Here is a 23,533-nt window from a genome sequence, read left to right as displayed (position 1 = left end):
TGATATAAACTCGGCAAAATTTTCCCAAGGATCCCCGATGCAAACGCTTGATTTTCACGTCCATCTGCTAAGCAAGGAGGTGCGCTTCGATCGCCCTTACGACAGGCTCGCGCTGCGCCTTTTCGGCAGGCGCTTCGGCATAGACGTATCGCGCGCGATCAAAGAGCCCTATGAAGCCTATGTGGACGCTCTTCTAGGCGGGCTTAGAGCTTCGAAATACGTTAAAAAGGCGGTGCTTTTCGGCGTGGATGCTAAATTTAGCGACGCGGGCGAGCTAATCCATCGCGATAAGACTGTCTGCGCGGACAACGACAGCGTGTTTGAAATTTATCAAAAAAACCCTGATCTCATCGTGCCGTTTTTTAGCATCAATCCAAAGCGAGCGGACGCGCTAGATGAGATCGATCGCTGCTTCGAGCTAGGATTTAAGGGGGCGAAATTTTTACAAAACTATTGGGATCTGGATACGAGGCTACCTCGCTACGTGCCGTATTTTGAAAAGCTCGCCAAGCTAGGCTTGCCACTGGTGATCCACGTCGGCAACGAAAGCTCGGTGCCGAGCACTCGCCGCTGCGAGGCGCTGGAGATGATTTATGCGCCGCTTGAGCTGGGCGTTACGACGGTGTGCGCACACATGGCGATTAACTACGAGTATTCGCATATTTTTCGTGCGCTCTCGCGCCGCCCGCGAAATTTCGGACACGATTATTTCGCGCTTCTGGCGCTTCTGCGCACGCACAAAAACCTCTACGCCGACGTTTCCGCGCTGATGACGCCGGTGCGCGCCAAGGCTCTGCCGCATCTGGCGAGCCAAACGGACGTGCACTCGCGCCTGCTTTACGCTTCGGACTTTCCGGTGCCGTATTCTGCGATATACAACACCTACGATCTGCGCCTGTCGCAGCGTATCGCGCTGCATAAAGAGCCCAACCCTTTCGATCGCAACGCGCGCGGACTGCTTGCGTATTTCGGCGAGCAGAGCGATCTGTGGAGTAACTACAAAAAAATTCTGCCCTTTGCGTAGACGGCGAAATTCGATGAAATTTAGGAAGCGGGCGTGAATTTTATAAAATATTTTTTCTCGGAAATTTTTAGGTTATTTAAGCTTCTCGTAGGCATTGCGCTTGTGCCAGCTGCGGGATTTTTAATTTACAAATTATTCTTTGCGGAGTCCGGTTTAGCGGAAAATTACGAACGGAACCGCGTTCAAATTTTAGCCCTGCGCGATTTTGCGCGCGAGATAAAGCCCGAGGGAGTTTCTTTTGACATCCGTTTTAATGGCGACGAGGTCTCAAGCATGAGAGCCGTGAATAAAAACAAAAACCAAAGTGCGAGTTTTTATAGTATAGACGAAAAGACGAACGAGCGCGCTGTTTTAAAAATCATAGGCTTGGATTTTGGGACTTTTAATGAACTCAAAGCCAAAGCAAAAAGCGCAAATGCCGTGGGTGTAAGCATCTGGGAGGGCGAGGGCAAAACCGCTATTTATTACAAAGACGGGTTTGTCTCGGAATTTTACGAGATTTTTGGTGACCCAGCGGACGAGGCGGTGAAAAAAGACTACGAGATCGGCTGCGATGATAGATTTGCCGTAGACGGCGTGGTGATGGCGCGCGACGGAGGCGCTACTACGGGCTTTATATGCGTGGACCGTTACGGCTACGGCATCAAACGCAAATAAATTTTACAGCGGCTTCGTATGAAATTTTAGCGGGAATTCTTGTAGGAATTTTTACCCTTATTACGGAGATTTTGCGAGAATTTTTTGCTGTTATTGCGAATATTTTAGGGTTGTTGAAAATATTTCGCAGCACCCCTTTTATCGCGCCTGCCGTTTAACCGCCCGCCCGACGCTAAATTAAAATTTAAACCGAGCAGCACGTATCGTAGTATCAAAGCACTCTTTGGCGCAGCGCAAATCTTGAAATTTCAGTGATTTAATTTAGCTAGCAGTTACACTAAATGAAACGGCGAGATCATACGCGGCGCGCTGCTGTTTAAATTTAGCTTGCAGGCACGCTAAATCCTAGCCGCGACACGATTTGCTTTAAATTTTACAACGACGGCTCGTTTTAAGTTTCAAACCGCTAGCGCAACCTGCAAAAATTTAGCGACATCCCGCCTGAAATCCGCATACACTGCGCCGCCTATGCCGCATTGATACCGCATCGTATGATTTACGCTCAAACGATATCTCACTTATCAAAGCCGATAAAATACCAACTACGTGTTGTCCTATTCGCGCTGCATCGCGATACACCATTCTTTTTGCACTGCTTGCGCTATAAAATTTTAATGCGGGTTTGTTTTAAATTTCATTGCATCGCGCGAGAAACCGTTGCGCGAGAAATTCTAGCGGCGGCTTGCTTTAAATTTACGCTTCGTGCCGCTTTCGGCTCATTTGTTTCAATCTCTCGCAGCGCTTGTTTTGTCGCGACTGTCGCTTGACAGTCGCCCCGCGAAATTTTAAATTTCCCCCGAATTTTAGGAATTTACGAGGCTTAAAATCGCCTTTGAAATTCTTGCGATCTCATCTTGCATATGCCCGCCCGGATTTTGCTCAAACTCCGCTTTTGCGCCAGCGCCGCGGCATTTTGCGATGAAATTTAGCGCCGTCTCGCCGCAGAGTGCTCCGCGCGGATTTTTCCGGTTCATCTCGGCCTCGCCTAAGGACGCGTAGACGTGCGCCAGCCCCCTTTGCGGCGAGTGCGCGGCGACGAAGGCATCAAAGCCGCTGAACCAAAACGATGCCGAGACGCAGGCGATCTTTTGAAATTTATCACTCGCAAACGCCGCATACGCGCTAAAAAGCCCCGCCAGCGAGTATCCCGCGCACGCTCGCCACGCAGGCTTTCCTGCGCCGAATACCTGCCGCTCGATACGCGGGATCAGCTCGTCCGTAAATTTTTCTAAGTGCTCCGCGCCGCCGCCTGCGAAATCGCACACCCCCTTAAACGGTGATTTTGCCGCCCACGGGCTAAGCTTATCGCCCCACTGCGCCTCGTTTAGATAGACCGCTGTGAGCACGAAATCCACGTCGCTTTGTCGCGAGACGAACTCGTAAATTTCGCCCGTGCCGGTCGCGCCAAAGTCCAAGACGTGCAGGTAGATGATCGGCACGGACGTAGCCTCTTCGGCAGAGGGCGGCGCAGGCACGGCGGCCCGTGCGGACGTTGCGAACACTGTATTCAGCATCGATGACGCGGACGAAATCGAGTCGGTAGTCGCCGTAAATTCTGGTCTAATATCTAGCACGGACGACGCAGCGGATTGAATGGCTTGTGCCTTAGGCGCGGCTAGAGAGGAGGGCGAAGCGGGCGCGATGGGCGTAACGAGCGGTGTATTCGGTACTGCAGACGCGGGAGGCTCAGGTGAAGTAGCTTGCGCGGACAGACCGAACGAAACGGCGGGTGGATCATCCCGTGCGGATGTGTGAGACGGTAGAAGCTCAGATGATACAAATTGCGCGGATGCAGAGGCGTCGAGCAGGATATCCGGCGTGGATTTGAGAGGCTGCGCACGCGTAGCTGACGCAAAAGACGGCGCATGCGGGGCGAAAATTTCTATGCGCAGGCCGTTAAATTCCAAACTTTGCATCGCTAAACCTTTAAAAGTTATTAAAATTTAATAGAATTTTGTGTAAAATCACCGAATTTAACACTAGAGGAACTTAAAATTGGCTTTGATCGAGCTTATCGATGTTACGAAAAAATTCGGCTCTCATGTCGTTTTAGACGGCGTAAATTTCGCACTGGACGCTAACGAGCGCGTTGCCGTGATCGGCAAAAACGGCGGCGGCAAATCCACGCTGATGAAGATAATTGCGGGTCTGTGCGAGACCGACGAGGGGCGCGTGATCACTCAAAACGGGCTAAACATCCAGATGCTCGCTCAAACGCCTAAATTTGACGAAAATCTCTCGGTCAAAGACGCGCTGCGAAGGGAGCTAGCTGAAATTTACGCCGCCCTTAGCGAATACGACGCGATCTCGAGCGAAATCGCCGCCCAGCCCGAAAACAAGGAGCTTTTAGCGCGCCAAGACGAGCTGATAAAATTTATCGAGGCCAAGGACGGCTGGCAGATCGATAATAAGATCGAGCAGGTGCTGCAAAATTTCGGACTTAAAATTTACGAAAACCGCTCCGTCTGCACGCTTAGCGGCGGCGAAATTCGTCGCGTGGCGCTGGGTGCGCTGGTGCTTAAAAAGCCCGACGTGCTGCTGCTGGACGAGCCCACGAACCACCTCGACGTCTATATGGTGAAATTTCTAGAGGACATGCTGCTTAGCTCGAAGCAGACGATCGTTTTTATCAGCCACGATCGCTACTTCATCGACCGCTTGGCGACGCGCAGTATCGAGATCGAAGAGGGTAAAATTTCAAATTTCGACGGCGGATATGAGAACTATCTGAGGCGCAAGCAGGAGATGCTTGCTTCGCTCGAAAAGTCCCACGAGACGCTGCTTAAACAGCTGCGTGCCGAGGAGGAGTGGCTGCACCGCGGCGTAAAGGCGCGCCTAAAGCGCAACGAAGGGCGCAAGGCGCGTATCATGCAGATGAGGCAGGATGCGAAGAAAAATCCGGGCGCGATCCGTCGCGTGCGGCTCGAGCTGGAGCGCGCGAGCAGGAGCTTTAACGGCACGGGCGGCGACAATCGCAAAAAGATGCTTTTTGAATGCACGAATATCGGTAAAATTTTAAACGGCAAGGTGCTTTTTAAAGGCTTTTCGGCGCGGGTTTTGCAGGGCGAGCGCATCGGCATCGTAGGCGTCAACGGCGCGGGTAAAAGCACTCTGCTTAAAATTTTACTCGGTCGCAGTAAGATCGATGCGGGCGAGATCAAACGCGGCGAGATCAGGATCGGCTACTTCGATCAGACCCGAAGCGGTATCACGGACGATAAAAGCATAATCGAAATTTTTTGTCCCAACGGCGGCGATCACATAAGCGTCCGCGGCAGCTACATGCACGTATATGGGTATTTGAAAAATTTCTTGTTTCCGAAGGAGTTTTTGGATAAGCCCGTCGGCGTTCTTAGCGGCGGCGAAAAGAACCGTCTGGCGCTTGCCAAGCTCTTTACCGAGCAGTACGATTGCTTGATTTTGGACGAGCCGACGAACGATCTTGATATCGCAACGATCAATATTTTGGAGGACTATCTGCTAAGTTTTGAAGGCGCGGTAATCATCGTAAGTCACGATCGCTATTTCATCGATAAGATCACGAATAAGCTTTGGGTTTTTGAAAAAAACGGCACGATCGATCAAATTCAAATGCCCTATTCGCAGTATCTGGAGTTTGAAGACGAGATGGCGGAGATTGATCAGATCGAAGCCGACGCTGGCGCGAGCGCGAGCGCGGACGAAGGCGGCCGCGAAAACAAAAAGGAAAAAACGAGCACTGCGAAGCTTAGCTACAAACAGAATAAAATTTTAGAAGAGTATCCCGCTAAAATCGAGGCTATCGAGGCGCGCATAAAGGAGCTAAATCACGCGCTTTCGACGCCTGAAATTTATCAAAAGCTCGGTATGCAGGGGCTTTTTGAAGAACTTGAAGAAAAAAGAGGAACGTTAAACAGTATGGAAAATGAATATTACGAAGTGCTTTCGCTTGCCGAGAGCCTAAAGTAGGCGCGATGGTTTGGTTTTTGATCTTTTTATATGCGCTTTACACGATTTATAAAATTTCGCTTGATCTGCTCGAACTAAGCTTCATCCGCGCCAAGCTAAAAGAGCCTGCGGTGGTGCTTAACGAGGATGATTATCGCAAGGCGGGCGAGGTCGGCGCGGTAAATTTAAGATTTAATATATTTTCGCACTGCTTCTCTTTTGTGGTGGTGCTTATTTGGATACTTGCGGGCGCGGGCGCGTTACAGCGCGCGATATATGATCTAACGGGCGACGGGATTTTTGCGCAGAGCTGCTTTGTGACGGCGTTTTTAATCATCGGCGGCGCGATATCGCTTCCGCTTGAGATTTACAAAACCTTCGTCAAAGACAGGCGCTTAGGCTTTTCCACGATAACGCCCGCCGTTTTCGTAAAAGACGCGCTAAAATCGCTCGCGCTCACGCTAATTTTTGGCTTTGCGGTAGCCTCTGCGCTCGTTTTTTGCGTAAATAGCCTGGGTGCGCACTGGTGGGTCTGGGGCTTTTTGCTAAGCTTCGGCATAGTTTTACTGATAAATCTGATCTATCCGACCGTTATCGCGCCGCTGTTTAATAAGATGCAGCCGCTAGAGCAAGGCGAGCTAAAAGAGCGCATAGAGGAGCTTTTGCGGCGCTGCGGCTTTAAAAGTAGCGGCGTTTTCACGATCGACGCGAGCAAGCGCGACAAGCGCCTAAACGCCTATTTTGGCGGCTTCGGCGCGACGAAAAAGGTCGTGCTTTTCGACACGCTCATCGAAAAGCTTAGCGAGGATGAAATTCTAGCCGTTTTAGGGCATGAGCTCGGGCATTTCAAACACGGCGACATTTTGAAAGGCTTAGCGCTTAGCTTCGTGCTTTTGGGCGCGACGTTCGCGGTATTTGGGAACCTCCCCGCAGGCGTGTTCGGCGCGCTAGGACTTAACGCGGACGGCGGTGCGACGCTGGTTTTTATGATTTTGTTTGCGCCGATTTTGCATGCGTTTTTTGAGCCGGTGATCTCCAAGCTTAGCCGCATGCACGAATTTAGCGCGGACCGACATGGCGCGAGCATGCAGGATAAAAAGAGCATGATCGGCGCGCTAAAGAAACTGGGCAGCGAAAATAAGGCGTTTCCGATCGCTCATAAAATTTACGCCGCGGTGTATCATTCGCACCCGAGCCTGTATGAGCGCATAAGAGAGCTTGATGAGGATCGCTGAGGCGCTAAGATGGGGGTTGGGGCAGTGCGGCTCGAAATACGTCGCGCGCGAAATTTTAAAATTCTGTGAGCGACTTAGTGACGAGCAGCTCGTGCTAAGATGCTCGGAAGAGCTCGCGCATGAAGCGGAATTTCGCGTCAAGATAGCCGAGTTCAAAGACGGTCGCCCGCTTGAATACATCACGCAAAGCTGCGAGTTTATGGGCTTTAAATTTTACGTCGACGAGCGGGTGCTGATACCGCGCTGCGAGACCGAAATTTTGGTAAAAAAGACGCTTGCTTTGGCGCAGAGCTTGGGCGAGCCGCGCATTTGCGAGATCGGCACGGGCAGCGGCATAATCGCTATCTGCTTAAAAAAACTCCTTCCTTCTTGCCGCATCGCGGCTAGCGATATCAGCGCGGATGCGCTTGAGGTGGCGCGCGCAAATGCCGCAAGCTCAGGCGCGGACGTCGAGTTTGTGCACTGCGCCTACGCGGATGAGATAGCGGGCGAGTTTGATCTCATCGTCTCAAATCCGCCCTACATCGCAAACTCCTACACATTGGACGCGCGCGTGCTGCAGGAGCCGAAACAGGCGCTATTTGGCGGCGAGAGGGGGGATGAAATTTTAAAACGCATCGTGCTGATCGCCGCACGGCGCGCAAAATTTCTAGCCTGCGAGATGGGCTACGATCAAAAGCAGAGCTTGTCGGCGTTTTTGCGCGAGCAGGGCTTTAGAGCGGAATTTTACAAAGATTTGGCGCAGTTTGATCGCGGATTCGTCGCGCGAAATTTAAACAGATCGTAGGCGCGCCGTGCAAAGCTCGCAACTACGCAGGCTGCTTTATTACAAAGCGTTCGGCTACCGCTACGTAAGCGCCGAAATTTTAAGCGGCGGCGCGCGATTTTTCAAGGCGCTGGACGCGCTAAAATCCGCTACCGCCGAGTGCAATCTCTGCGAGCTTGCTAAAACGCGCACGAGCTCTAGCGAGCAAAATTTTAAAAATTTCAAAACTATCAAAAATTTTAAAACTCCCGCGAACGTAAAACTTATGATCGTAGCTCTCGCGCCTAGCTCTAGCGAGGGTTTTGGCTGCGGTTTGGAGGCTGAAGTGGCAGCGGCGCTAGATCAAATTTGCGCGCCAAAAGAAATTTATTTTAGCTTTCTGATAAGGTGCGCGGTGCCGCAAAATAGGCGCATAAGCTCGGAAATAATTTTAAAATGCGCGCCCTATCTGACCGATGAAATCAAAATTTTAAAGCCCAAAATCGTGCTCTGCCTAGGGGAACTCTGCTGCAAAATCGTGCTACGAAATGGCGATCTAGCGGGCATGGACGTGCTGCACGGCTCGGTCTTTAACGAGGGCGGCATTAGCTTCGTGCCGAGCTTCGATCCCGCATTCATCGCGCAAAATCCGAGCAAGGCGGAGCTTTTCAAAGAGGATCTGCAAAAGATAAAAGGGCTGCTGTGAGGCGCATTTGGCGCTTTCTTTGCGTGCTATTTTGATTTTGTGCGCAGCTTTTTGCGCGCACGCCGCGATTTTCATTGCGGCGTGCGAGCGGACGGGGCGAATTTAGCCTGCTTAAATTTCACGGACGAGCGGGGTTAGCGAGGCAAAACACAGACTCGATCTGCGCGGGTTTAAATTTAAAGGCGAGAAATTTCATAAAGCGGCGGAGCGGGGCAAGGTAAAATTTAACGCCATTGCAAAATTATGATATTTCATTTTGATTTCTATCTCGGGCGCGTGAGGGGTTAATGTCGTGGCGTAGCGTTAAATTTGAACCTCAATGCCGAGCGAAATTTTGTGTCGTAAAATTTTATCTAGCCTGCAAATTTTATTTTGCCTAAGAGCTCTGCGTATTCTTGGATTTTACGCCAAAAAGCCGGTCTGAGCTATGTTTGAACCGCACGACTAGGTAAATTTGAACTCGTGAAATAAATTTATCTCAAAGATTTGAAAAATTCTAAAATTTCGGCGCTAAATTTGATCGGCCTGCCCTCTTTTACGAAGGCGATTTTTACGTCCTGCGCGTATAAAAGCTCGCTGAAATCCATGTTTTTAATATCTTTGATCTTATAAATTTCTTGCCGCAAAAGGGCGCTGGCGTTTTTAAGCGCGGCTAGGCTCGTACTAATTTCAAGCGTATCGCCGAGGCGCGCGGGGCGGAGAAATTTAGCGCAAAGCTCGCTAACCACGAAGTGTGCGTCCGCGCGCGCGAAGTCCACTCCCGCCTGCATAAGCGCCTCGCTGCGCGCCCGCTCGCAAAATTTTATGTAGTTGGCGTGATACACGATGCCCTGCGCGTCGGTATCTTCGTAGTAAATTTTAATCTGCATCGGCTGCGCTTTGCTCCGGTGCTACCTTTTTCGCGGCGAGGGCGGGGAGGATTTTTGCGAAAAACAGCACTGTTTGAAATACGATGATGAGTTTCATGCACCATTCGCTAGCCGCGTGGATTTGGGCAAATTCCGGCGTCATCGTCGCTTCTGCACCGATCTTTTGGGCATTTATGACGTAGTCGGTAAAGTAAAGCACGAAAAGCAGGGCAAGTATGATATTTACGAGCGTCAGCATCAAGGTAGAAAGGCGCAAGCGAAAGGATTGCGATTTGTTGTTGTTGAAATTTATCATCTCAAAAACGAGGCAGATGATCGAGACTGCGATGAGGATACCGCCGTATTTTACGAAGATCTCGCTCATTAGCTTGCCGCTTTGAAAGTGCGATAGCACGCCCTCTCCGATAATCTGCTGCGGGAAAAATACCACGGGTGCGACGAGTGCGCCGAGCGAGAGCTCGATGCCGATAAGGGCTGCGATGATGAAGATATAGATAGAAAAAATTGCGCGCATAGAAATCCTTTTAAATTTTGATAAATTTTAAATCGGACGTGATTATAGCGAAATCTTATAATCGTGCGCTTAAGTGTTTTGCAAGTGGGTTTTTGGACAAATGGGCGCGGTCGGCGGTCGCGATATTACGGCATATCGCGGTATAATGAAATTTTAGTTTGGATGCGGTCGTTTGCAAAATTTATAAAATTTTTACGGAGGCTGGAGATGAAATTTGTGCCAGGCGCGTTAAGCATAAAATTTCATTATAAAATTTTCCAAAATCGTTTTTTAAAATTTCTCTTGCTTATTCAGCCCCCTTTAAGCATCACTCTTGTATAATCACAATTCTGTTTCGCACCGAGCCGAACCTGCTTTCTTAACTCTTAAGTCCTAGTAGTTTTAGCCTTTTAGCGAACGCGTTTTTTAAAATTTTAACTGTTAAAAACAAATATCTTTAAGTCAATCTTTGAAATCTAAACAAGTGATCGATTGAGCCTATGGATTAGATCCATTAAAGGATTTAAGTTCATAAAAACAATGTTACAAACATAATGTTTTTAGATTAAAAACTTCATAATCGTATCTACCTGTATAAGTATAAAGAGTTTAAATCATAGATTAAATTTAAGACGCAGAATAAAACCTGAGCCAAACTCTGGTTTTTGATGCTATTCTTAGAAATTTATGATTTGTGAAAAACTTGTTTTTTGCAAATCTTTGTAGCTTTAGGTGGGTACAGGGAGCGAAAGCTCCCGCTCGCAGTAACGGCTTTGCCGTTGCGAGAAGTATAAATATGGAGAGTTTGATCCTGGCTCAGAGTGAACGCTGGCGGCGTGCCTAATACATGCAAGTCGAACGGAATTTAAGAGAGCTTGCTCTTTTAAATTTAGTGGCGCACGGGTGAGTAATATATAGCTAATCTGCCCCTTGCTGGAGGACAACAGTTAGAAATGACTGCTAATACTCCATACTCCTTTTTACCATAAGATAAATCGGGAAAGAATTTCGGCAAGGGATGAGACTATATCGTATCAGCTAGTCGGTGGGGTAACGGCCTACCGAGGCTATGACGCGTAACTGGTCTGAGAGGATGATCAGTCACATTGGAACTGAGACACGGTCCAAACTCCTACGGGAGGCAGCAGTAGGGAATATTGCGCAATGGGGGAAACCCTGACGCAGCAACGCCGCGTGGAGGATGACACTTTTCGGAGCGTAAACTCCTTTTGTTAGGGAAGAATAATGACGGTACCTAACGAATAAGCACCGGCTAACTCCGTGCCAGCAGCCGCGGTAATACGGAGGGTGCAAGCGTTACTCGGAATCACTGGGCGTAAAGGACGCGTAGGCGGATTATCAAGTCTCTTGTGAAATCTAACGGCTTAACCGTTAAACTGCTTGGGAAACTGATAATCTAGAGTAAGGGAGAGGCAGATGGAATTCTTGGTGTAGGGGTAAAATCCGTAGATATCAAGAAGAATACCTATTGCGAAGGCGATCTGCTGGAACTTAACTGACGCTAATGCGTGAAAGCGTGGGGAGCAAACAGGATTAGATACCCTGGTAGTCCACGCCCTAAACGATGTATACCGGTTGTTGCTGTGCTAGTCACGGCAGTAATCCACCTAACGGATTAAGTATACCGCCTGGGGAGTACGGTCGCAAGATTAAAACTCAAAGGAATAGACGGGGACCCGCACAAGCGGTGGAGCATGTGGTTTAATTCGAAGATACGCGAAGAACCTTACCCGGACTTGATATCTAACAAATCATCCAGAGATGGAAGAGTGTCTGCTTGCAGAAATGTTAAGACAGGTGCTGCACGGCTGTCGTCAGCTCGTGTCGTGAGATGTTGGGTTAAGTCCCGCAACGAGCGCAACCCACGTCATTAGTTGCTAACGGTTCGGCCGAGCACTCTAATGAGACTGCCTTCGTAAGGAGGAGGAAGGTGTGGACGACGTCAAGTCATCATGGCCCTTATGTCCGGGGCGACACACGTGCTACAATGGCATATACAATAAGACGCAATATCGTAAGATGGAGCAAATCTAAAAAATATGTCCCAGTTCGGATTGGAGTCTGCAACTCGACTCCATGAAGCCGGAATCGCTAGTAATCGTAGATCAGCCATGCTACGGTGAATACGTTCCCGGGTCTTGTACTCACCGCCCGTCACACCATGGGAGTTGATTTCACTCGAAGCGGGAATGCGAAATTCGCTACCCTCCACAGTGGAATCAGCGACTGGGGTGAAGTCGTAACAAGGTAACCGTAGGAGAACCTGCGGTTGGATCACCTCCTTTCTAGAGTACAAATAGATATCCTCTCACAAGGTATCTATCATAAAGTCTTAGCGCTAGCTTATGCTTAGCTCTAAGCATGCTCAATCGAGCTTGTTTAGGTTTGAGAGATTGACGGACAAGATTAAAATTTTAGTCTTGTATTTTATAGGCTATTTTCCTTAATATATTGAAGTAAGAATTAATTGCTTAATACAATTTATTTTATATTTTTAAAATAGATTTGTTTAGATTTTTTTCTTAGACGAGGAAGTTTTAAGAAAATCAAGCAGCGTATTAGATATACGCGACGCCGATTTTTGTAAAACTAACGAAGTATAAGGAAAAAGATAAATGAAGATGGGGAATTAGCTCAGCTGGGAGAGCGCCTGCTTTGCACGCAGGAGGTCAGCGGTTCGATCCCGCTATTCTCCACCATAAGATATTTGCGCCATATTTAATTCGACGTTAGATCTAAATAGAGAATTTTAACTCGGTTTTATCCAAACAGATTTGGTTTGTTAAATTTAACAAATTTGATCAAGCCGCCATAACTTAAAATTTTCTATTTAGGTTTAGCCTAAACGTTCTTTAAAGTACCATTGTTAAAGTCACAATCAAGTTTTAATAAAACAATTTTACAGGACTTGTTAAAGCTTTGATTATTCGAAGTGATGCCAAGCCTTTAGCTTTTTATGTTATCCAAAGCTAAAAGCTAAGATCAATACACGCTTATAGAGCTTAACTTACTTTATGAGTTTGATCTCTTTCCGTCTTAATTCGAGTTAATCAAATACTATAGAATAAATTTAACGCTTCGGCTTTAAAGATAGGGCATATTTAAAAGCTCTTATCCGTAAACTAAATGCCTAGTTAGATCGGTTTTATCTTTAGCAAGGAAGTAATGCGAATTAGAATATATAAATAAAAATAGTCTAAGTATTTTTTACGAATCTAATCCTAAATGATTTCTTTTATAGAAATTTTACGGCAACGCCGAAAGCGTTGCTGTGCTTTAGGTGGGTCGAGGGAGCGAAGCTCCCCGTCGCAAAGAGCGGCTTTGCCGGTCTGCGAAGTAAAAAATATATAAAAGGTAAGCTACTAAGAGCGAACGGTGGATGCCTTGGCTAGTAGAGGCGATGAAAGACGTGCCAGACTGCGATAAGTCTCGGGGAGCCGTCAAGGGGCTTTGATCCGGGAATTTCTGAATGGGGCAACCCAATACATAGCGATATGTGTTACCATTAATGGAGCCAACGCGGGGAACTGAAACATCTAAGTACCCGCAGGAAGAGAAATCAATAGAGATTACGCTAGTAGCGGCGAGCGAACGCGTAAGAGGGCAAACCACTAGTTTACTAGTGGGGTTGTAGGACCGCAACATAGACTAGGATCTGATAATAGAACAATCTGGAAAGGTTGGGCATAGAGGGTGATACTCCCGTATATGAAATCACATCCTTACTTAGCGGTATCCTGAGTAGGACGGGACACGTGAAATCCTGTCTGAAGCCGGGTCGACCACGATCCAACCCTAAATACTACTACTAGACCGATAGCGTACAAGTACCGTGAGGGAAAGGTGAAAAGAACGGCGGTGAGCCGAGTGAAATAGAACCTGAAACCGTTTGCTTACAATCATTCAGAGCACTATGTGGGTCTGTTTGAATATTAAAGACGGCTTGTCTTTTGGCGATAAATTAATGAGTTCGATTTTTTCTCAATCGATAGGCTAAAAGCCTTATCTCAATCGAAAAAATCTTCACAACATTAATTTCTCATCCAAAATACCGCGCCTTTGGGCGGGTATATCTTGTTTTTATAAATTCTATGCGGATGAAATTTTAAAAGTAAAGAGAGATAGAACTTTTAAAATCAAAATTTCAAACCGTAGATTAAATTTAAATAGATCAAATTTAAAATTTAAATCAAACAAGATAAGGCGATCCAAGATTAGTATTGAAACAGATCCACAGTGTGATGGACTGCCTTTTGCATAATGAGCCTGCGAGTTGTGGTGTCTGGCGAGGTTAAGGAAACCCGGAGCCGTAGCGAAAGCGAGTCTTAATAGGGCGATTAGTCAGATGCTGCAGACCCGAAACGATGTGATCTATCCATGAGCAGGTTGAAGCCGGTGTAAGAGCCGGTGGAGGACCCAACCGACGGCCGTTGAAAAGGCTCCGGATGACTTGTGGATAGGGGTGAAAGGCCAATCAAACATCGTGATAGCTGGTTCTCTCCGAAATATATTGAGGTATAGCGTCGTGTAGTAGTTATAAGGGGTAGAGCACTGAATGGGCTAGGGCATACACCAATGTACCAAACCCTATCAAACTCCGAATACTTATAGCGTAACCACGGCAGTCAGGCGGCGAGTGATAAAATCCGTCGTCAAGAGGGAAACAACCCGGACTAACAGCTAAGGTCCCCAAATCTCATTTAAGTGGAAAACGATGTGAAGTTACTGAAACAACCAGGAGGTTGGCTTAGAAGCAGCCATCCTTTAAAGATAGCGTAATAGCTCACTGGTCTAGTGATTTTGCGCGGAAAATATAACGGGGCTAAAATGAGTACCGAAGCTTTAGACTTGCACTTAATCATTTATACTAGCTCGTCTTTTGGCGATAAATTAATGAGTTCGATTTTTTCTCAATCGATAGGCTAAAAGCCTTATCTCAATCGAAAAAATCTTCACAACATTAATTTCTCGTCCAAAATACTTCGCTTTCTATATTCAAATTTTAAAGATTTCGAACTTTGTTGATTTTAAAATTTCTTAGAATTTTAAAATCCCAATTTTGATATTTAAAATTGAACAACCAAGAGGCGAAGAAAGATAAGCACAACTTTAAGACATCGGATAAATTCTTAAATATCTTAAGTTTTAAATTTGAACAAAGCCGCAAGAAAAGTATAAATCATTAAGTGCAAGTGGTAGGAGAGCGTTCCAATCAGCGTCGAAGCCGTACCGGTAAGGAGCGGTGGAGCGGTTGGAAGTGAGCATGCAGGCATGAGTAGCGATAAAATACGTGAGAATCGTATTCGCCGTAAACCCAAGGTTTCCTACGCGATGCTCGTCATCGTAGGGTTAGTCGGGTCCTAAGCAAAGTCCGAAAGGGGTATGCGATGGAAAATCGGTTAATATTCCGATACCGATATCAGTGTGCGACGGAAGGACGCTTAAAGTTAGTGGAGCTAGCGGATGGAAGTGCTAGTCTAAGGAAGTAGGTTGAGTTATAGGCAAATCCGTAACTCTTTATCCGAGATCTGAAAGGCTTCTGACGCTCTTCGGAGTAGATGAAGAATCCATGATACTATCGAGCCGAGAAAAGTTTCTAAGTTTAGCTGATATCGCCCGTACCGTAAACCGACACAGGTGGGTGGGATGAGTATTCTAAGGCGCGTGGAAGAACTCTCTTTAAGGAACTCTGCAAAATAGCACCGTATCTTCGGTATAAGGTGTGCCTAGCTTCGTTAAGAATTTACTTCGTAAGCGAAGAAGGTTACAACAAAGAGTCCCTCCCGACTGTTTACCATAAACACAGCACTCTGCTAACTCGTAAGAGGATGTATAGGGTGTGACGCCTGCCCGGTGCTCGAAGGTTAATTGATGATGTTAGCTTACGCAAAGCATCTGATCGAAGCCCGAGTAAACGGCGGCCGTAACTATAACGGTCCTAAGGTAGCGAAATTCCTTGTCGGTTAAATACCGACCTGCATGAATGGCGTAACGAGATGGGAGCTGTCTCAAAGAGGGATCCAGTGAAATTGTAGTGGAGGTGAAAATTCCTCCTACCCGCGGCAAGACGGAAAGACCCCGTGGACCTTTACTATAGCTTGACACTGCTACTTGGATAAAGATGCGCAGGATAGGTGGGAGGCTTTGAGTCGTAGATCTCGGTTTACGATGAGCCATTGTTGAGATACCACTCTTCTTTATTCGGGTAGCTAACTAGCCTAAGTTATCCTTAGGTAGGACAATGTCTGGTGGGTAGTTTGACTGGGGCGGTCGCCTCCCAAAATGTAACGGAGGCTTACAAAGGTTGGCTCAAAGCGGTTGGAAATCGCTTGCAGAGTATAAAGGCAAAAGCCAGCTTAACTGCGAGACATACACGTCGAGCAGAGACGAAAGTCGGTCTTAGTGATCCGGTGGTTCTGTGTGGAAGGGCCATCGCTCAAAGGATAAAAGGTACCCCGGGGATAACAGGCTGATCTCCCCCAAGAGCTCACATCGACGGGGAGGTTTGGCACCTCGATGTCGGCTCATCGCATCCTGGGGCTGGAGCAGGTCCCAAGGGTATGGCTGTTCGCCATTTAAAGCGGTACGCGAGCTGGGTTCAGAACGTCGTGAGACAGTTCGGTCCCTATCTGCCGTGGGCGTAAGAAGATTGAGGAGAGTTGACCCTAGTACGAGAGGACCGGGTTGAACCGACCACTGGTGTACCGGTTGTTCTGCCAAGAGCACCGCCGGGTAGCTAAGTCGGGATGCGATAAGAGCTGAAAGCATCTAAGCTCGAAGCCGACTCCAAGATGAATCTTCTTTTAAGAGCTCTAGTAGACTACTAGTTTGATAGGCCGGATGTGTAATGGATGAAAGTCCTTTAGCTGACCGGTACTAATAGCTCGTTTGCTTATCTTTTAAGCATTACTTCCTTGTTAAGGATAAAATTGATTCCTAATTTTTCACTATGCTTCGTTAAACTTCGCTGCAGACTTCGGTCACATACCATACGTATGCTCCCTCGTCTTTGCTCGTTTGCCTCGCCTAGCAAAAAATTAGTTCTCAATTCGAAATAGTAAATTTTTACTATGCCTTATCAACCTTTGTTTTTATAAAACAAGATCTGACTTTAACGATGAACGCAGTGTTAAATAAGAGATTATAAAAGATATCCGTAATCTACGATTAATCCAAGTTAGATTACGAAGTATTTTTGATATGAGGCGAACAGGCAGGAGCGAGTAAGGCTCGTATACAACAGGGCTAAAGCTCGTAACGTATTCGCAAGATATTTACTATCAAACAATAAGACAATCCCTTATTTAACACTGCCTGTGGCTATACAGACGAGGAAACGCCTTGCTCCATCTCGAACCAAGAAGCTAAGCTCGTCCTGGCTGATGATACTATCCGTTACTCGGACGGGGAAAGTAGGTCGCTGCAGGCTTTGTTAAAATTCCATAACTTTCCATACAATTTTCAATTTAAATTCTATTCCGGCATCTTTAGTTTATCGCTTCTTTTAGCCAATAAATATTGCTTGATAAATTTAAAATTCTATAATATCTTTAGGATTTTAGAACCTTCTGTAAATACAAATTTTAAATCTAGCCCTCCATCAATACAAAATCTCAAAACTCTGCATTAAATTTGACTTATATTGAGTGAAAAATGATACGGATTGAAATTTTTCTATAATACTTGCTTGTTCGTATCGTTTTTTAATACTATCTGTTGCGTTTGCTTTTTAACTTCTATGGTGCGATCTTTATTCTAACCTCTCTTAGCCTCATTTATGATTTATACGTTCGTTCGTTTTTAATACATTGCTGCACTTTTATATCTAAATTATGAAGCCGCCGGCACTTATAAAGCTTTGTGTATGATTTAAACTAGATGCCAAATAAAGCTTTGGCAAGCATTGTTAATTAATATAATGAAACGTCCCATAAGCAGATAAAACCCTATTAAAAATCAAGCCCGTAAAAAGCATGCCACACAAAAGAAGCTTATGAATGCGGCTAAATTTTATGAAGATTGTTCGTCTAGCTTTGCACGTAAAGCATTCGTGCCTCTCATAACACCAGCATCCCTTCGCCGTATGCGTCTAACATCGCTCGTAAAGCCTCCGTGTGCGGTAAGGTAGGACTAAATTTCATAAATACCGCCGCTTAGCTTTTTACATGATTTAAATCCAAATCTCGTTTCAATGTTTGCAGTATAAATTTAATATATCTAGCTTTATCCAAGCTATAAAAAGCATGCTTCAAACCGATAGAGTCGTATAAATTTAATATATCTAGCTTTATCCGTTAGCGGTGGAGCGACTGCCAAAAAGCAACCCAGTATTAAATTTAATCTATCTAGCTTTATCGCCTATCCGCTTTTTAAGATCAAGCTAAAATTTAACGTATTTATTTAATAAAACGATCGGAGCAGATAAAATTTCAATATATCTCTTAAATTTTATCTCCCTTTAAGCCCGCTACAAATATAATCCTTACCGTATTGCAAGATAGCGTAATAGCTATATGGGCGGTATATCCATTCTAAAGCATAGACATGGGATAGGTATGTAAAAGCTCTCAATGCTAATAGAGACGTTTTATTTGGCAATACAAATATCTCAATCTTAAAGGACTTTTAATGAAAAACCTATTTAAATCCGCATTATTTCTATCGCTTCCTGCATTTATGCTAGCAGCCGTAAATTTAAACACCGCAAGCAAAGAGGAGCTTATGGCGCTTCCCGGTATCGGAGAGGCAAAAGCTCAGGCTATTATAGATTACCGCAAGGATAATAAATTTAAAGATATCGAGGATATCAAAAACATTAAAGGCATAGGCGATAAGAGATTTGAGCTTATTAAAGATGATCTTGCCGTAAGCGGCACTACTGATATAAGTGATCTAAAATCCGTAAAGCAAAAAGCAAGTAAAAAAGCTAAAGATACCGCCAAATCTGCTAAAGCTAAAGCAAATACCAAATCGGAAAAGATGCAAGAGAAAATGGATGATAGCATGGATAAAGCTATGAATGAGGATGGTAAAGTAAAAAACTCTACGGCTAAGTTGAAAGACGAAGCTAAAGAAGAGGGATCGTCTAAGGCTTCTGGTAGGAAGGTCAAAAAATCTAAGAAAGAACAATAAGAAAGAATATATAAAATAAAGGGAGGAGCGTAAATCGAGCTTCTCCCTTTGTTTATGAAATTTAATAAACTTTTTATAGTTGTATTCTTTTCTAATCATTTCTATTGCAAATTTTATAAACTTTATAGCCCCTTCTCTCTTATATAAATTCTATAAATTCCGTGTGCTTTGAAATTTTAACTTTTGTACTTTTTTCGGCTTTGATTTTGTTTTATTTTGTGTTTGATTTATTAGGTTTTAATTATAGGGTCTTTATAACAAGTCCTGCCATATCAACAAAAAGAAAGCAAAAGGAGAGGTTAAAAGATATAATCGATTAAGTGGTGGTTAGGGGCGACTTGACGATGTCATTAATAGGCCCAATAATACGTTGTTTCGACGATAAAAACGGCAAAAATATTTTTCAAATATTTTTTGGACGATTAAGTTTTTAAGCTTCAAAAATGCGATAATGAAAAGTTTACTTTTCAATATTAAACGCGAGTAAGTGCCCTAAAATAGGACTTTACATTTTAGAAATTTTCAGTTTTTAAGGTTCGCTAGCTTAAACGGCTAGATTTCTCTTAAGAATTGAAAAATTTTACGGCTTTTTTAGCTCGAAACTTAATTAAGGTTTCTTCGTGAAACTAGAGCCGTTTTTAATCGTTTCACTCTTGCCACTCATTCGCGCCGTAAATACCTAAGACATAAATCGTCTCGCTCTCTATTAGATACGGGATAACGTAGCCTTTTAAAATTAAATCCCTAGCGTTGTCTTTCTTAACCTTTTGGCTAAGCCTATGCGCTAAGGGCATATTTTTTAAATCTAGGCACTTTCGAAAAACCTCATCGACGAAACTATCCGCTCTGTTTGGGCTGTCTTTAGCGATGAAGTCTTTTATCGCGTCAAGCTCATCAAAAAAGCGACTATGAAATTTTACGCGCATATTTGCCCGCTTTTATCCGCTCTATCGTATCGCGTGCAGTCGCTTCGTCTATTAGCCCTTTGCCTTTTAGGGCTTCGTCCGCGCGAGCGTTTAACTCTTTAACATATTCGTCCGTTAGTTCGGTCGTAAGCGTCTCAAAGCTTGCATTCGCGCTGCTAGCTAAAATCTTGCCTATGGCGACGAGCTGGCGCATTATGGTCTCGTCCGTTCGTATGGTTAGGGTCTGCATTTCTTAGCCTTTGTTTTAAAATCCACCCTTATTTTAACTTCTTACTGCTTAGGGTTTGATAAGCCCGTTCGTTTTTTCGTTCGCCTCGGCTAGCGAAATTGTGCCTAAAAGCGAAATTTTAAGCGTCGTCACTCCCTGCCTGCGTTCGTTTTTTGTCATAACTTCGATTAAATACACTGTAAGCTTCCGCGTTAGCGAAATCGTCGCGGTCGAATATCGGGCTTTTGTCTTTAAATTTTATCAGTAGGTTTAAATAAGCTTTTTGCGGGTTGTCCTTTGCTTCTTGCAAGGCTTTTAAATATTCCTCTTTGTAGCGTCCGAATGTGAAATCCTTGTAGATTACTTTGGCGTCTAAATTTAGCGCGTATGCTACGGCGTGAGCCATTAGACGCAAATCGTCGTTAAAAAATATCGATAGCTCGTAAAATAGGTCAATATCGTAAGTTTTCAAATATCATCACGCCTTATTACGATTTGGGTTATGGCACTCGTCGAGCCTTGCTCTTGTAGCTCGTAGTTTTTGCCGAGCATCGTTTCTTTATTGCGCGCGGTTATCCTGCTATGAAGTTCGATATCGCTTAGGTCGCTCGCTTCATTTAGTAGCCTATTGGCCATTATTTGATTTTTAATCGCCGTCTGTTTAAAAAAGGTTATCGCCCTCGCGTTGTCGCTTACTGCTTGCGTTACGGCTTCGCGCTCGTATTCGTTTAAATCCGATAGTTCCGTTAGATACTCCGTGCCTTTGGCTATCGTGCTTTTTAAATTTTTGGTTATGCCTTTGGTGATTTTATTGACCGCGCCCGCGCTTAGGTTAAAAAGCTTTTGTAGCTCTCTTTGGGTTGTACCCGCCTTATGTTTTGCTAAGATACGCGCTCTAATTTCGGGTGATATTTTCATTTGCTCGCCTTTAACTCTTTTATGGCTTGATTAACCGCCTCGCGCTCGTATCTTACCGCGCGCCCTATCTTGATAAAGGGCAAAACGATATTAAAGCGCCCTTTGTATTTGTCGCTTCTCATTTTAGAAAGCGTGCTTCTGGATAAATTTAATATTTCGCCTACCTGCTTTGGCGTTAATAGCTCCATTGTTTGCCTTTTTTGACGTTTTGAAGTATTTTAACGCGTTTTTAAATATTGCTTGGTTTCGTGTAAAAAGGGCGGTTAAGCCCTCTCACGCGCCCTTTAGCGGAGTGTGCCATTTGTAGCTACCTCTCGGCTCTGCTTCGTCTTGTAACGCGCCCGCTTGCTCGTAAAGATAGCTTATGCGCTCCTCTAGCTTTTCGCATTCGCTCGCGTAGTAGTTGAATATGCGGTAAGCTTGTAAGCCTACTTCAAATGTTGCTTGCGCTTCGTCCATATCCTGCGCTCGCTTAGCTATCTCGGTTTTAAATTTAGCCCTTTGCTTATCGTCTGCGGCTCGCTCTAGCTCGCGCTTATGCAGGCTAGTCCATAGCCTAAAGGCGAAATCTTTTAGCTGTTCGTAGCTGGGCGCGTCTGCGCCCTTAGCTAAATACTTCAAAGCGATGTTAAAGTCTCTTTTATTCATTGCTCGCCCTTTCGCTTAGTTTGTTTTTAAGTGCGTCGCGCTCCTGCTGCACTTCGTAAAGCTCGTCGCAGGTTTCGCACCATTTTAGATGTAGTTCGTTGTAGAGCTTGCTTAATTTCTTGTTTCTATCCTCTAGGATTATCTTATCGGCTAGCAGGGTCTGAATTTTAATCCTATCCTCGCCCAATATTCTTAAAAAATATTCGTGAGCCTCCTTTAGCTCGGCGTTTTGCTCCTCGGCTTCGGCGGTGCGTCTATGCAATACGCCGTTACCTTTTAATACTCTTTTGTTCTCGTTTTGTATGTGATTACGCTGGTAAAATAGCGAATAACCCACATCATAAAGCACCTGTTCGCTTACCTCATCGCTGCCTGCCGTTTGTTTAAGTAGCTCGTGAAAGCTCTTAATTATGGGTCTGTCCGTTCCGGTTAAAATCATCTTAAGCTCCTTGCTGATTTGTGCTTTGCTTTATCGCTCGGTAAAGCGCCTCCTGCTCTAGCGCGCCGCTTTCGTAGATGTGAGCTATGCGCTCAATCCTTGCTAGGCTTTGTGCGGCTTCGTCCGCTTTCGCCTCTAGGGCGTCATAAGCGTTAGATAGCTCCGTAAGCTTAGCGAATAGGTCATAAGCGCAGTCTTGCGTGCTCTCGTATGTGGCTAGGAATTGTGAAAATCCTTGCCTTACTGAATGGTTGTGTTGCATTTTGGCTCCTTATGGTAAAACTACTTATTTAAGTATTAATAAGCTAAATTATACACTTAAATAGACATATTGTCAAGCTTTTAACTACTTGTTTAAATAGTTTCTGATATAATTGCATAATTAAGCAAGTATGAAAGGCTATTAAATGGATAAAAAAGCTTTTAATGAGTTACTTAAACGTGCCAATCTATCTAAAAAAGAGTTTGCCGAATTGGTTGGCGTTTTACCGAGTTCTGTTAATAATTGGGGTGGTTCTCAAAATGTGCCGTATTGGGTTGAAAGCTGGCTTATTAACTACATCAAAGCAGGCAATTTTGAAAAAATCAAAGAGCTAACTAAAGACATCTAACCTCATCCCCTCCTTTATCTGTTACATATCCGTTACATAGTATTACGCCGCCTAAAGCTTTTACGTAAATGACAATTTGGTAGTTACGTAAATCTCGTTTAGCTCTATGAATAAAACTCACCTAGCTTTAACGGGCGCAAAATTGCGTTCGTTGAGAAATCTAAATTGCCTTGACATTTACGTAAATCGCGCTTAGCTCCCTACGTTAAATGTAGGTAGCTTTAACAAGGAATGCAGAGTTTAAAAAGGTGGGGGTATTTGATACCTACACCTTTAACGACCTAAATTTTAAGGTCGTTAGTTTTCCCATTTTTAGCGATAACCTTTTTTGCTATTGCATTATTCGTTTTTAGCGAATGGCGATATTTAGGGCATTGCTGCGTCAGCGCAAAATTGCGCCGTCGGACGGATAGGCTATTTTAGGGGATTTCTACGACTCCTTACTTTTAAGGCGTCGGATAAAGCTCGCATTTTGGGGCGTTGCTACGTAAGCCGAAAATTAAGCGCACGGGCTGAGCTGAGTTAAAATGCGTTTGAGTGGTTTGATATTCTAAGGGCGGGCATTGAGCTTAAATCTCGCCATTATCTATGGCTTTTCTAAATGCCTTAACGCTATCAAAGGTCTTTGGCTCTATCTCGTCAAGGTCTTTTAAAACCTCAGCTTCATATTTAGGCGAATAGCCGTTAATCGTCTTTTCGGTAAGCTCGTAATCTAGGTTCGGTTGAGTTTTTAAAAACGCTGATAGCGCTTTAAATAGCGCAGGGTTTGCGTTTTTGATGTTTAGCGCGATTTGCATTTTAATCCTTTCGAGTTAGATTTTAATCGTATTTTGTTTAAATCTCGCTTTATTTTATGCTTTCTTGTGATGTTTCTTAATATCCTTTAGCTTCTCTTAGCGTCTATCGTAAATAAAGCCCTCTGATTGATTTTAACCCGTTTGGGTATGTTTGGTATGAGGCGCGCCCTCTTTTTG

The 23,533-nt window shown here is 45.0% G+C and carries 22 protein-coding genes, 1 tRNA gene and 3 rRNA genes; 14 read left to right on the top strand and 12 right to left on the bottom strand.

From position 1 onward, the window contains the following. The first annotated feature begins 37 nt into the window (after positions 1–37). Together CGRAC_RS08100 and CGRAC_RS08095 are read left to right on the top strand one after the other, a co-directional pair. The gene (locus CGRAC_RS08100; protein ID WP_005870134.1) at positions 38–1,024 is read left to right on the top strand and encodes an amidohydrolase family protein; all 987 of its coding nucleotides are present in this window, start codon (positions 38–40) and stop codon (positions 1,022–1,024) included. A 33-nt stretch (positions 1,025–1,057) separates the two neighbouring features. Beyond that, entirely contained in the window at positions 1,058–1,681 is a 624-nt protein-coding gene (locus CGRAC_RS08095; RefSeq protein WP_005870133.1) for a hypothetical protein, read from the top strand. A gap of 803 nt (positions 1,682–2,484) precedes the next feature. Here the strand turns inward: CGRAC_RS08095 and CGRAC_RS08090 are convergent. Further along, on the bottom strand, positions 2,485–3,120 hold the full coding sequence (locus CGRAC_RS08090; protein ID WP_005870128.1) for an alpha/beta hydrolase-fold protein: 636 nt from the start codon (positions 3,118–3,120) through the stop codon (positions 2,485–2,487). Here CGRAC_RS08090 and CGRAC_RS11985 point away from each other — a divergent pair. The 6 genes from CGRAC_RS11985 to CGRAC_RS08070 all read left to right on the top strand — a co-directional run bounded on the left by CGRAC_RS11985 (position 3,110) and on the right by CGRAC_RS08070 (position 8,294). After that, complete coding sequence (locus tag CGRAC_RS11985; protein WP_005870127.1) at positions 3,110–3,274, top strand: hypothetical protein; 165 nt, start codon at positions 3,110–3,112, stop codon at positions 3,272–3,274. The two genes, CGRAC_RS08090 and CGRAC_RS11985, sit on opposite strands and share 11 nt — an antisense overlap. After that, the gene (locus CGRAC_RS11980) at positions 3,275–3,436 is read left to right on the top strand and encodes a hypothetical protein (protein WP_005870126.1); all 162 of its coding nucleotides are present in this window, start codon (positions 3,275–3,277) and stop codon (positions 3,434–3,436) included. It begins immediately after the preceding gene. 240 nt (positions 3,437–3,676) lie between these two features. Continuing rightward, entirely contained in the window at positions 3,677–5,629 is a 1,953-nt protein-coding gene (gene abc-f / locus CGRAC_RS08085; protein WP_005870123.1) for a ribosomal protection-like ABC-F family protein, read from the top strand. 5 nt (positions 5,630–5,634) lie between these two features. Further along, positions 5,635–6,843: a M48 family metallopeptidase gene (locus CGRAC_RS08080; RefSeq protein ID WP_005870121.1), complete on the top strand. Its 1,209-nt coding sequence runs from the start codon at positions 5,635–5,637 to the stop codon at positions 6,841–6,843. Continuing rightward, positions 6,830–7,630 carry a peptide chain release factor N(5)-glutamine methyltransferase gene (prmC, locus tag CGRAC_RS08075; RefSeq protein ID WP_040303606.1) on the top strand — a complete coding sequence of 267 codons (801 nt, stop codon included), beginning with the start codon at positions 6,830–6,832 and terminating at the stop codon, positions 7,628–7,630. The genes CGRAC_RS08080 and prmC overlap by 14 nt, the downstream gene beginning before the upstream one ends. Positions 7,631–7,637: 7 nt before the next feature. Next, on the top strand, positions 7,638–8,294 hold the full coding sequence (locus CGRAC_RS08070) for a uracil-DNA glycosylase family protein (RefSeq protein ID WP_005870118.1): 657 nt from the start codon (positions 7,638–7,640) through the stop codon (positions 8,292–8,294). Positions 8,295–8,767: 473 nt separating this feature from the next. On the opposite strand, the gene CGRAC_RS08065 is transcribed toward CGRAC_RS08070, so the two are convergent. Together CGRAC_RS08065 and CGRAC_RS08060 are read right to left on the bottom strand one after the other, a co-directional pair. Further along, a complete protein-coding gene (locus tag CGRAC_RS08065) occupies positions 8,768–9,163 on the bottom strand; it encodes a YbgC/FadM family acyl-CoA thioesterase (RefSeq protein WP_005870115.1) in 396 nt (131 codons plus the stop codon). After that, positions 9,153–9,677, bottom strand: a complete 525-nt coding sequence (locus tag CGRAC_RS08060) for a DUF4149 domain-containing protein (RefSeq protein ID WP_005870113.1) — start codon at positions 9,675–9,677, stop codon at positions 9,153–9,155. Before CGRAC_RS08060 ends, CGRAC_RS08065 begins: the two co-directional genes overlap by 11 nt. A 772-nt stretch (positions 9,678–10,449) precedes the next feature. Between CGRAC_RS08060 and CGRAC_RS08055 the strand changes: the two genes are divergently transcribed. From CGRAC_RS08055 to CGRAC_RS12950, 5 genes are all read left to right on the top strand, one after another. Continuing rightward, positions 10,450–11,962: ribosomal RNA gene (locus CGRAC_RS08055) — 16S ribosomal RNA — on the top strand. A gap of 338 nt (positions 11,963–12,300) precedes the next feature. Then, positions 12,301–12,376: transfer RNA gene (locus CGRAC_RS08050), tRNA-Ala, on the top strand. A gap of 653 nt (positions 12,377–13,029) precedes the next feature. Then, positions 13,030–16,577: ribosomal RNA gene (locus CGRAC_RS08045) — 23S ribosomal RNA — on the top strand. A gap of 412 nt (positions 16,578–16,989) precedes the next feature. Beyond that, positions 16,990–17,106, top strand: a 5S ribosomal RNA gene (gene rrf / locus CGRAC_RS08040). Together the 16S, 23S and 5S rRNA genes with 1 tRNA gene alongside form the textbook arrangement of a ribosomal RNA operon. A gap of 1,199 nt (positions 17,107–18,305) precedes the next feature. Next, positions 18,306–18,809, top strand: a complete 504-nt coding sequence (locus tag CGRAC_RS12950) for a ComEA family DNA-binding protein (RefSeq protein WP_069435688.1) — start codon at positions 18,306–18,308, stop codon at positions 18,807–18,809. A 647-nt stretch (positions 18,810–19,456) separates the two neighbouring features. On the opposite strand, the gene CGRAC_RS08030 is transcribed toward CGRAC_RS12950, so the two are convergent. The 8 genes from CGRAC_RS08030 to CGRAC_RS07995 form a co-directional block, all read right to left on the bottom strand. Beyond that, on the bottom strand, positions 19,457–19,735 hold the full coding sequence (locus tag CGRAC_RS08030; protein WP_005873378.1) for a type II toxin-antitoxin system RelE/ParE family toxin: 279 nt from the start codon (positions 19,733–19,735) through the stop codon (positions 19,457–19,459). After that, positions 19,716–19,964 carry a hypothetical protein gene (locus tag CGRAC_RS08025; RefSeq protein ID WP_040304509.1) on the bottom strand — a complete coding sequence of 83 codons (249 nt, stop codon included), beginning with the start codon at positions 19,962–19,964 and terminating at the stop codon, positions 19,716–19,718. The genes CGRAC_RS08030 and CGRAC_RS08025 overlap by 20 nt, the downstream gene beginning before the upstream one ends. A 118-nt stretch (positions 19,965–20,082) precedes the next feature. Then, on the bottom strand, positions 20,083–20,415 hold the full coding sequence (locus tag CGRAC_RS08020) for a hypothetical protein (protein ID WP_005873376.1): 333 nt from the start codon (positions 20,413–20,415) through the stop codon (positions 20,083–20,085). Next, complete coding sequence (locus CGRAC_RS08015; protein ID WP_005873375.1) at positions 20,412–20,861, bottom strand: hypothetical protein; 450 nt, start codon at positions 20,859–20,861, stop codon at positions 20,412–20,414. The genes CGRAC_RS08020 and CGRAC_RS08015 overlap by 4 nt, the downstream gene beginning before the upstream one ends. Continuing rightward, complete coding sequence (locus tag CGRAC_RS08010) at positions 20,858–21,049, bottom strand: helix-turn-helix transcriptional regulator (RefSeq protein ID WP_005873374.1); 192 nt, start codon at positions 21,047–21,049, stop codon at positions 20,858–20,860. Before CGRAC_RS08010 ends, CGRAC_RS08015 begins: the two co-directional genes overlap by 4 nt. Positions 21,050–21,134: 85 nt before the next feature. Beyond that, the gene (locus tag CGRAC_RS08005) at positions 21,135–21,509 is read right to left on the bottom strand and encodes a hypothetical protein (RefSeq protein ID WP_005873372.1); all 375 of its coding nucleotides are present in this window, start codon (positions 21,507–21,509) and stop codon (positions 21,135–21,137) included. Beyond that, positions 21,502–21,948, bottom strand: coding sequence for a hypothetical protein (locus CGRAC_RS08000; protein ID WP_005873371.1), 447 nt, complete (start codon positions 21,946–21,948; stop codon positions 21,502–21,504). Before CGRAC_RS08000 ends, CGRAC_RS08005 begins: the two co-directional genes overlap by 8 nt. 1 nt (position 21,949) lies before the next feature. After that, on the bottom strand, positions 21,950–22,210 hold the full coding sequence (locus CGRAC_RS07995; RefSeq protein ID WP_005873370.1) for a hypothetical protein: 261 nt from the start codon (positions 22,208–22,210) through the stop codon (positions 21,950–21,952). A 145-nt stretch (positions 22,211–22,355) separates the two neighbouring features. On the opposite strand from CGRAC_RS07995, the gene CGRAC_RS07990 reads away from it, so the two are divergent. After that, positions 22,356–22,559 carry a helix-turn-helix domain-containing protein gene (locus CGRAC_RS07990; protein WP_005873369.1) on the top strand — a complete coding sequence of 68 codons (204 nt, stop codon included), beginning with the start codon at positions 22,356–22,358 and terminating at the stop codon, positions 22,557–22,559. Between the two features lie 569 nt (positions 22,560–23,128). Here the strand turns inward: CGRAC_RS07990 and CGRAC_RS07985 are convergent. Continuing rightward, entirely contained in the window at positions 23,129–23,356 is a 228-nt protein-coding gene (locus CGRAC_RS07985) for a hypothetical protein (RefSeq protein ID WP_005873368.1), read from the bottom strand. Positions 23,357–23,533 lie beyond the last annotated feature (177 nt).

Source organism: Campylobacter gracilis, assembly GCF_001190745.1.
GTDB classification, from domain to species: domain Bacteria; phylum Campylobacterota; class Campylobacteria; order Campylobacterales; family Campylobacteraceae; genus Campylobacter_B; species Campylobacter_B gracilis.
This window is presented reverse-complemented; position numbering and strand designations above follow the sequence as displayed.